This window comes from Marinobacter sp. (genome assembly GCF_033722195.1).
Lineage (GTDB): Bacteria > Pseudomonadota > Gammaproteobacteria > Pseudomonadales > Oleiphilaceae > Marinobacter.
Map to the genome: position 1 here is coordinate 1 of NZ_JAWVZL010000130.1, position 7,035 is coordinate 7,035.

Below are 7,035 nucleotides of genomic sequence, written 5' to 3' on the forward strand. Positions count from 1 at the left end.
CGTGATGCTGCGCAGCCAACAGGCCGCCATGCTGTGCACCGAGGATGAGACCAGCGCCGCCGCGCTGCTGCGCCAGGCCCTGCACCAGTTGGAACAGTTACCGGTCGAAGTTGTGCGCCTGAAAGACACCCTGCAGATGCTGAACGACGCCTACATCCAGGTCACCGAAGCCGGCGACAACCTGCGTCACTTCGTCGAGGATTACGAGGCCGACCCGCAGCGGCTGGCAGAGGTGGAGGAGCGCCTGAGCGCGATCTACCAGATGGCCCGCAAACACCGGGTGCAGCCGGAAGAACTACCGGAACTGCACCAGACCCTGAGCCGGGAACTGGCGGAGCTGGACCAGGGGGAAGGCAGCGTTGAGCAACTGGAAGCCGAGCTCGAGCGCCAGCTCAAGGCCTACATGGATCTGGCGGAAAGACTCTCCGGCGCCCGTCAGGCGGCAGCCGCCGACCTGGATCAGCGGGTGGCCCACGAACTGGCCCAGCTCAGCATGCCAGCCGTGCAGTTCATCACCCATTTGAGTCGCAATGACGGCGACGAGCCCAGCGCCCACGGCCTGGAAGATGTGGAGTTCCTGGTCAGTGCCAACCCGGGTCAGCCCGCCCGGCCGCTGGCCAAGGTGGCCTCCGGTGGTGAGCTGTCCCGCATCAGCCTGGCCATCCAGGTGGTCGTGGCTCAGACCTCAACCACGCCAACCCTGGTGTTCGACGAGGTGGACGTGGGCATTGGCGGCGGCACCGCCGAGGTGGTAGGCAAGCTGCTGCGCAGCCTGGGCAGCGAAGGCCAGGTCCTGTGCGTGACCCACCTGCCGCAGGTAGCGGCCCAGTGTCACCAGCATCTGTTTGTCAGCAAGTTCACCGCGGATCAGGCCACCTATTCACGGATCGAAACCCTGGACGACAGCGCCCGTATTTCCGAAGTGGCCCGCATGCTGGGCGGCGTCGACATGACCGAGCAGACCCTGGCACACGCTCGCGAGATGTTCAGCAAAGGCCAGGCGACACATCACTGATTGGCAGAACACACTTCCCCTCTCGACCCTGAGAGCTTGCCGGGCAGACCAGATGGTCTGCCTTTTTTTTATGGCGCGAACTCAGGGCTGCGAGGATGCAGGATTGACGCAGAAAGGAGCAGAGGCGAGCGCGGGACGAGCCAGCCTCCTGATCAGGATTTGGACTTCAGGGGTTTGACGTACAGAATCAGGCTGTGATCAACGATCTCGTAGCCGTGCTCCCTGGCGATCTGCTTCTGGCGCTGCTCGATCACATCGTCGTAGAACTCGATCACGTTCCCGGTCTGGGTGCAGACCATATGGTCGTGGTGATCATCCCCGGCCATTTCAAAGACCGCGTGGCCGCCTTCGAAATTGTGCCGCAGCACCAGGCCGGCGGACTCGAACTGGGTCAGCACCCGGTAGACGGTTGCCAGGCCAACATCGTCACCCTGGTCGAGGAGCTTTTTATAGACGTCCTCCGCACTCAGGTGATGATCCTCGTCGGCGTTCTCGAGGATGTTGAAGATCTTGACCCGCGGAAGCGTGACTTTCAGCCCGGCCTTGCGTAATTCAGCGTTTTCAGATGACATGTTGCGTTTCACTCTTTGGTGTACCATCAGCTTCCGGTATCATGAAGCTGTTTTGGCGGCTGAACCGCGTCACACCTGCCTTGGCAGGCGATTTCAAGATAGAGGATTTCCCCCACCGATGCAAAAACTTGCGGCACTCCTGCTCGTCACCTTCCTGGCCGGCTGCGTTTTTCCCGGCGTTTACAAGATCAACGTCCAGCAGGGCAATATCCTCACCGAAGAAGACCTGGTTCAGCTCGAGAAGGGCATGACCCGTGAGCAAGTCCGCTCCGTGCTGGGCACGCCCCTCGTACTCAATCCCATCGACCTGTCCCGGGAGTATTACGTCTACACCTTCCAGGAGGCCGGGGGCGACATTCGCGAGCAGCGGGTGATCGTCCACTACGACGCCGACCGCTTCGATTACTACGAAGCCAAACTACTTGAGAACACCCCGGCCTACTGATCGCTCAGCCGGCTTTCTTCCTGGCCCGGTTAAGCCGGGCCTGCTTGGGATCAATCTTCAGCGGCCGGTAAAGCTCAACGCGATCGCCATCCCGCAGCGGATGTTCCGCCGGTGATTTGATCACCTTGCCAAAGATACCCATATCGTTTGAATCCGGATCAATCTCCGGGAACACCTCGGTGATGCCGGATTGGCGCACCGCCTCCACCGCAGTGGTCCCATCCGCTACTTCCAGTGCGATGATCCGCTGCTTCTCAGGGGTTGCATAAGCCACCTCGACCTTCATCACACCAGCCCCCGGGCCCGGTAGACCTCATCGGCGCGGCGGCAGAATGCATCCACCATCGTGTTGGCGGCGTGACCGAACACCGGTCCGAAGGTCATCCGCGCCAGGGCGCCGGAAAACTCGAACTCCAGCCGAAACATCACCTTGCAGGCGGTATCATCCAGGGGCTGGAACTCCCATCGCCCCCGGAGATTCTGAAAGGGTCCGTCCACCAGCACCATGTTGATGGACCGTGGCGGCAGCAGCTCATTGCGGGTGGTAAGGCGATGCCTGACCCCACTGCGGGCGACCTCCAGGGACGCCGTCAACTCGGAATCACCGTGATGGTGAACTTCGGCATCGGCACACCAGGGCAGGAATTCCGGGTAGCGCTCGACATCATTTACCAGAGCAAACATGCGCTCCGCCGAATGCATCACAAGGGCACTTTTATCAATCTGGTGGGGCATGGACCTGGCAGTTCCTGAGACTGAATCTAAACACTATGATAAAGGATTTCATCGTCTTTTGCGGCCCCGTCCATCTCCTCGGTGGCCTCCTCGCCGCGGTCCTGCGACCCGGGCTGAGCCTCTGGCGTCGACTGTGGCTCGGCCTCTGGCACCGGAGTCTCGCCCGCTGGCTCGTCTTTCTCCAACAAAGCCGGCTCTCCGGCATTCGGCTTCAGCGCATCCGGTAATGGCCGGTGGCCGCGGCCGGCTTCGATCCGGGGCTGAGCCCGCCCTTCCGGTAGAAGCGACTCGCCCGCTTCGCCCGGCAGCACCGGCTGGGCCTGACACCAGACCGCCGAGGACTGGCCCTCGCAGAGGTTGGTGAGGGACGACCAGGCGTAATGCGCCCCGATATAGAACACCACCAGCGGCAGCACCAGCTTGAGCGCCCAGAACCAGATCGCCGCCACCAGCCTCGGGGCGCGGCCAATCATCCGCAGCGCCCGGGTTGAGCCCAGCTTCCAGCCCACAAAGACCGCCAGCGCCACACTCACCGCCGGGACCAGCAGACCACTGGCCACCAGCTCAACCCATCGGAACACCGTGCCGCCCTGGAAGGTGACCTCGGACCAAAGGTTGAAGGAGTAGAGCGTGCCCAGGCCGGCGGCCCAGACCGCCACCCCCATGATGATGACACTCCAGCCCCGGGGGGCGCCGGTCCATTCCCGGAACCAGCCCACGGCCGGCTCCAGCAGCGCCAGCGAGGTGGTCCAGGCCACCAGCAGAATGGCGATAAAACAGGCGGTGGCAACAAACTGGCTGCCGGGCGCGTCTGCCAGACTGGCCGGCAGGGCCAGGAAAACCAGCGCAAAACCCTGCTCGGCGGCAGGGCCGGTGCGCAACACCAGGCCATAGATGGCAAGGCCCGCCATGATGGCGATCAGGGTGTCCATCAACGCCACCGCAAACACCGACCGTTTCAGGGGCGCCAGATCCGGCATGTAGGCCCCGAACACAACCCACACACCCATGCCCAGGCCAAGGGTATAGAAGGCATGGGCGAGGGCCAGTTGCAGGCTCTGCCAACTCACCTGTTCCGGCCTCATGCCGAGAATGTAATGACTGCCCGCAGTGAGCTCGCCGGCGTAATGGCTGTAGGCCAGCAGCCCTATCAGGATCAGCAGAAAGGTGGGTACCACCACCCGGAAAGCCCGCTCCAGCCCCAGCACCACACCCTGCATGGACACGGCCATCACCAGCCCCAGGAAGGCCACGTGCCAGGCCATGAAATCCCGGTACTCGGAGGGGTCCTCCACCAGCTCGGCAAGGGTCAGGGCGATCTCCCCCTCCCCGGCACCAACGAACAGACCAAAGGCCCCGTAGAACACATAGGCCAGGCAGATGGCGCCAATCACCGCGGTGAAGGACAGCACCAGAAAGCCGGCCACCAGGCTCAGCCGCGCCAACCAGACCCAGACCAGGCTGCGGCCGGCGTCGCGTGCCAGCCCGTCCACCGCCAGCACGATGCCGTGCCGGGCCTGGCGGCCAAGCGCGGTCTCGGTGAGCATCAACGGCAGGGTCACCAGCAGCAAGCACGCCAGATAGAGCAGCACAAACAACCCGCCGCCGTTCTCCCCGGCCAGGAAAGGAAATTTCCACAGGTTGCTCAAGCCCACGGTGGCGCCGGTGGCGGCCCAGAAGAAGGTCGACCGGCGGGACCAGGAGCCGAAGGCGGTTTCGTAGGGAATCGGCATTCCACATCCTGATGGCACAAAGTCGCTATTGTAGACCAAAGCCCGTCAGGCGTTCATTCGACAAACCGGCGGTTTCGTGACCGGCCCCAGGCCTGTGCGCTACAATGCCGGTTTTGCCAGTACCGGCGGCGCTTCTACACCAGGCAATCGGTCGTTCGGCTCATCCGCTGGCAGGCATTGTCATTCGTACACGAATTTATCAGGATCCGACCAGGCTTCCATGACCAAGAAAAAACCGGGCACACCCAGCAGCACCATTGCGCTGAACAAGAAAGCCAAACACGAATACCACATCGAGGAACGCTTCGAGGCGGGCCTGGTGCTGCTCGGCTGGGAAGTAAAATCCTTACGGGCGGGCAAAGGTCAACTGACGGACGCCTACGTACTGCTGAAGGACGGCGAGGCCTGGCTGTTGGGGTCCCACATCCAGCCACTGAGTACCGCCTCCACCCATGTGATTGCGGACCCCACCCGGACCCGCAAGCTGCTGCTGCACGAAAAGGAAATTGCCAAGCTCATCGGCAAGGTCAACCAGACCGGCCACACCTGTGTGCCCCTGGCACTCTACTGGAAGAAGAACAAGGTCAAGTGCGAAATCGCCCTGGTGAAGGGCAAGAAGCAGTTCGACAAACGCGCCACCGAAAAAGAGCGGGACTGGAACCGTCAGAAACAGCGCATCATCCGCGAAGCCAACGTTTCCTGATTTTCCACCGCTTTCTTGATATGTAGCAATTCGAATCTCTTCATCCCGGCGCCACCCGAGTTTATAATTTCAGTCTTTCGGGTGGGGCCGCGTTTTCCTGCCATTCGCGATGTATTAGAACGCACACTCATCCTCTCGCTCATGGATTGAAGGGGGGACAGCATGACTTCTCAAGGTTCACGCATGGCGGCCGTCGACCGGTCGTGGTTGCGCATGGAATGCACCGAGAATCCTATGATGATCTCGGCGGTGCTGGTATTCGAGCAACCCATTGCCATGAAAAAGCTCAGGCGGGTGCTGAATGATCGCCTCCTGCGGTTTCGCCGCTTCCGCCAGCGGGTCGAGCAGCGGGGTGAGCGCACCGAATGGCGCGACGATCCGCTGTTTGACCTGGACAACCATGTCCACACCATTGCCCTGCCGGGCAATGCCGACAAGACCGATCTGCAGAACCTGGTGAGCGACCTCAACAGCACACCGCTTAACCCGGACCGGCCGCTCTGGCAGCTTCACTACATTGATCATTACGAGGGCGGCTGCGCGCTGATGGTACGCATCCATCACTGCATCGCCGACGGCATTTCGCTGGTGCGGGTGCTGCTCTCGCTGACCGACGATTCTCCCGAGGCCAAGGTCCGCCAGCTCAAGGCCACCAACCTGGATGCCGAAACCCGGCCACCGGCCATCCAGCCTGACGGCCTGATCAAGCGCTACACCGGGCGGCTGCTGGAGGTGAGCCAGACCTCCGTCGACCAGGTCCGCCTGTTCAAGGACTCGGTCATGAAGGACCCTAGCTACCCGTTGCGCCTGGCCACCACCGCCGGCAAGGTCGCCATGGAATGCATCAAGCTGGGCCTGACCCCGGAAGAACCCGCCACGCCCCTGAAACAGGCCCTGACCGGCCGCAAGCGGGTGGCCTGGGCCGAGCCACTCAGCCTCGCGGAGGTCAAACTCTGCGCCCGGGCCCTGGGGGGCACCGCCAACGATGTCCTGATGACCGCCGCCACCGGCGCCCTGCACCGCCACTTCAGGGACATCGGCGAGCCCATTCCGGACTGTGGCCTGCGAGTGGCCGTGCCCTTCAACCTGCGCCCGATCCGCCAGCCTATCGAGGAGCTGGGCAACAAATTCGGCCTGGTACTGGTAAGCCTGCCGGTGGACGTGGACTGCCCCATCATGTGCTTCCGCCAGGTCCAGGAGCACATGAACCGCCTCAAGCAATCCTACCAGGCCCAGGTCACCTACAGCCTGCTGGACCTGTTCGGCCGGGGCCCGGACATCCTGGAACGGCGGGCGCTAAAGCTTCTCAGCAGCAAGGCCTCGGCGGTGCTGACCAATGTTCCCGGCCCCAAGAACGACGTTTACCTGGGGGGAGCCAGGCTAAAGCAACCCATGTTCTGGGTGCCCCAGACCGGCGACATCGGTATCGGCATGAGCATCTTCAGCTATGCCGGCACCGTGCAGTTCGGCATTACCATCGACAAAGGCATAAAGGCGGACCCGGTGGCCGTTATGGCCCACTTCAGGGAGAGCTTTTCCGAGCTGCGGGACAAGGCCCTGCACAGACAGGCCAATGACAGCCCGGACCAGAAAGCGGTCTGATCGTTATAAGTAGTATTTCGAACACTGCTTAACCAAAAGATTGGCCGAATTGCCTTGAAGTGGCTACCTTCGGCCACATATACTCGTTTGTAAGGGGACGACATGGCTTCGACGCCGGTGGCGAACCCTTGAGTGCATGTCGAGATGGCAGCGAATCTCGTTAATCCAAAGCTGCAACGCAATAGTCGCAAACGACGAAAACTACGCACTAGCAGCGTAAGCTGCTAGTC

Annotated in this window: 8 protein-coding genes and 1 other RNA gene; 5 read left to right on the forward strand and 4 right to left on the reverse strand. The window is 62.0% G+C overall.

What is annotated here, in order from left to right; all coding sequences use genetic code 11:
- Positions 1–1,015: DNA repair protein RecN (locus R3280_RS15295; RefSeq protein WP_413468791.1), on the forward strand; the 1,015-nt coding region annotated here is incomplete at its 5' end.
- 152 nt (positions 1,016–1,167) lie between these two features.
- Here the strand turns inward: R3280_RS15295 and fur are convergent.
- A complete protein-coding gene (gene fur, locus R3280_RS15300; protein WP_318999477.1) occupies positions 1,168–1,587 on the reverse strand; it encodes a ferric iron uptake transcriptional regulator in 420 nt (139 codons plus the stop codon).
- A gap of 118 nt (positions 1,588–1,705) precedes the next feature.
- Between fur and R3280_RS15305 the strand changes: the two genes are divergently transcribed.
- On the forward strand, positions 1,706–2,032 hold the full coding sequence (locus tag R3280_RS15305; RefSeq protein ID WP_318999478.1) for an outer membrane protein assembly factor BamE: 327 nt from the start codon (positions 1,706–1,708) through the stop codon (positions 2,030–2,032).
- 4 nt (positions 2,033–2,036) lie between these two features.
- On the opposite strand, the gene R3280_RS15310 is transcribed toward R3280_RS15305, so the two are convergent.
- From R3280_RS15310 to R3280_RS15320, 3 genes are read right to left on the reverse strand one after another with little or no spacing between them, the layout of a single operon-like run.
- Entirely contained in the window at positions 2,037–2,318 is a 282-nt protein-coding gene (locus R3280_RS15310) for an RnfH family protein (protein WP_318999483.1), read from the reverse strand.
- A complete protein-coding gene (locus R3280_RS15315; RefSeq protein WP_318999479.1) occupies positions 2,318–2,767 on the reverse strand; it encodes a type II toxin-antitoxin system RatA family toxin in 450 nt (149 codons plus the stop codon). The genes R3280_RS15310 and R3280_RS15315 overlap by 1 nt, the downstream gene beginning before the upstream one ends.
- A gap of 26 nt (positions 2,768–2,793) precedes the next feature.
- A complete protein-coding gene (locus R3280_RS15320) occupies positions 2,794–4,500 on the reverse strand; it encodes a sodium-dependent transporter (protein WP_318999480.1) in 1,707 nt (568 codons plus the stop codon).
- A 220-nt stretch (positions 4,501–4,720) separates the two neighbouring features.
- Here R3280_RS15320 and smpB point away from each other — a divergent pair, with 220 nt between their 5' ends.
- The 3 genes from smpB to ssrA all read left to right on the forward strand — a co-directional run.
- The gene (gene smpB, locus R3280_RS15325) at positions 4,721–5,203 is read left to right on the forward strand and encodes an SsrA-binding protein SmpB (protein ID WP_318999481.1); all 483 of its coding nucleotides are present in this window, start codon (positions 4,721–4,723) and stop codon (positions 5,201–5,203) included.
- Positions 5,204–5,365: 162 nt separating this feature from the next.
- Complete coding sequence (locus R3280_RS15330; protein ID WP_318999482.1) at positions 5,366–6,805, forward strand: wax ester/triacylglycerol synthase family O-acyltransferase; 1,440 nt, start codon at positions 5,366–5,368, stop codon at positions 6,803–6,805.
- A 93-nt stretch (positions 6,806–6,898) separates the two neighbouring features.
- Positions 6,899–7,035: a transfer-messenger RNA gene (gene ssrA, locus R3280_RS15335) on the forward strand; the annotation flags it as partial.

What these genes read in the sequence shown, in the direction of transcription:
- smpB (WP_318999481.1), top strand. Translation starts at nt 4,721, where the DNA reads ATGACCAAGAAAAAACCGGGCACACCCAGCAGCACCATTGCGCTGAAC.
- R3280_RS15320 (WP_318999480.1), bottom strand. Translation starts at nt 4,500, where the DNA reads ATGCCGATTCCCTACGAAACCGCCTTCGGCTCCTGGTCCCGCCGGTCG.
- fur (WP_318999477.1), bottom strand. Translation starts at nt 1,587, where the DNA reads ATGTCATCTGAAAACGCTGAATTACGCAAGGCCGGGCTGAAAGTCACG.
- R3280_RS15330 (WP_318999482.1), top strand. Translation starts at nt 5,366, where the DNA reads ATGACTTCTCAAGGTTCACGCATGGCGGCCGTCGACCGGTCGTGGTTG.
- R3280_RS15315 (WP_318999479.1), bottom strand. Translation starts at nt 2,767, where the DNA reads ATGCCCCACCAGATTGATAAAAGTGCCCTTGTGATGCATTCGGCGGAG.
- R3280_RS15305 (WP_318999478.1), top strand. Translation starts at nt 1,706, where the DNA reads ATGCAAAAACTTGCGGCACTCCTGCTCGTCACCTTCCTGGCCGGCTGC.
- R3280_RS15310 (WP_318999483.1), bottom strand. Translation starts at nt 2,318, where the DNA reads ATGAAGGTCGAGGTGGCTTATGCAACCCCTGAGAAGCAGCGGATCATC.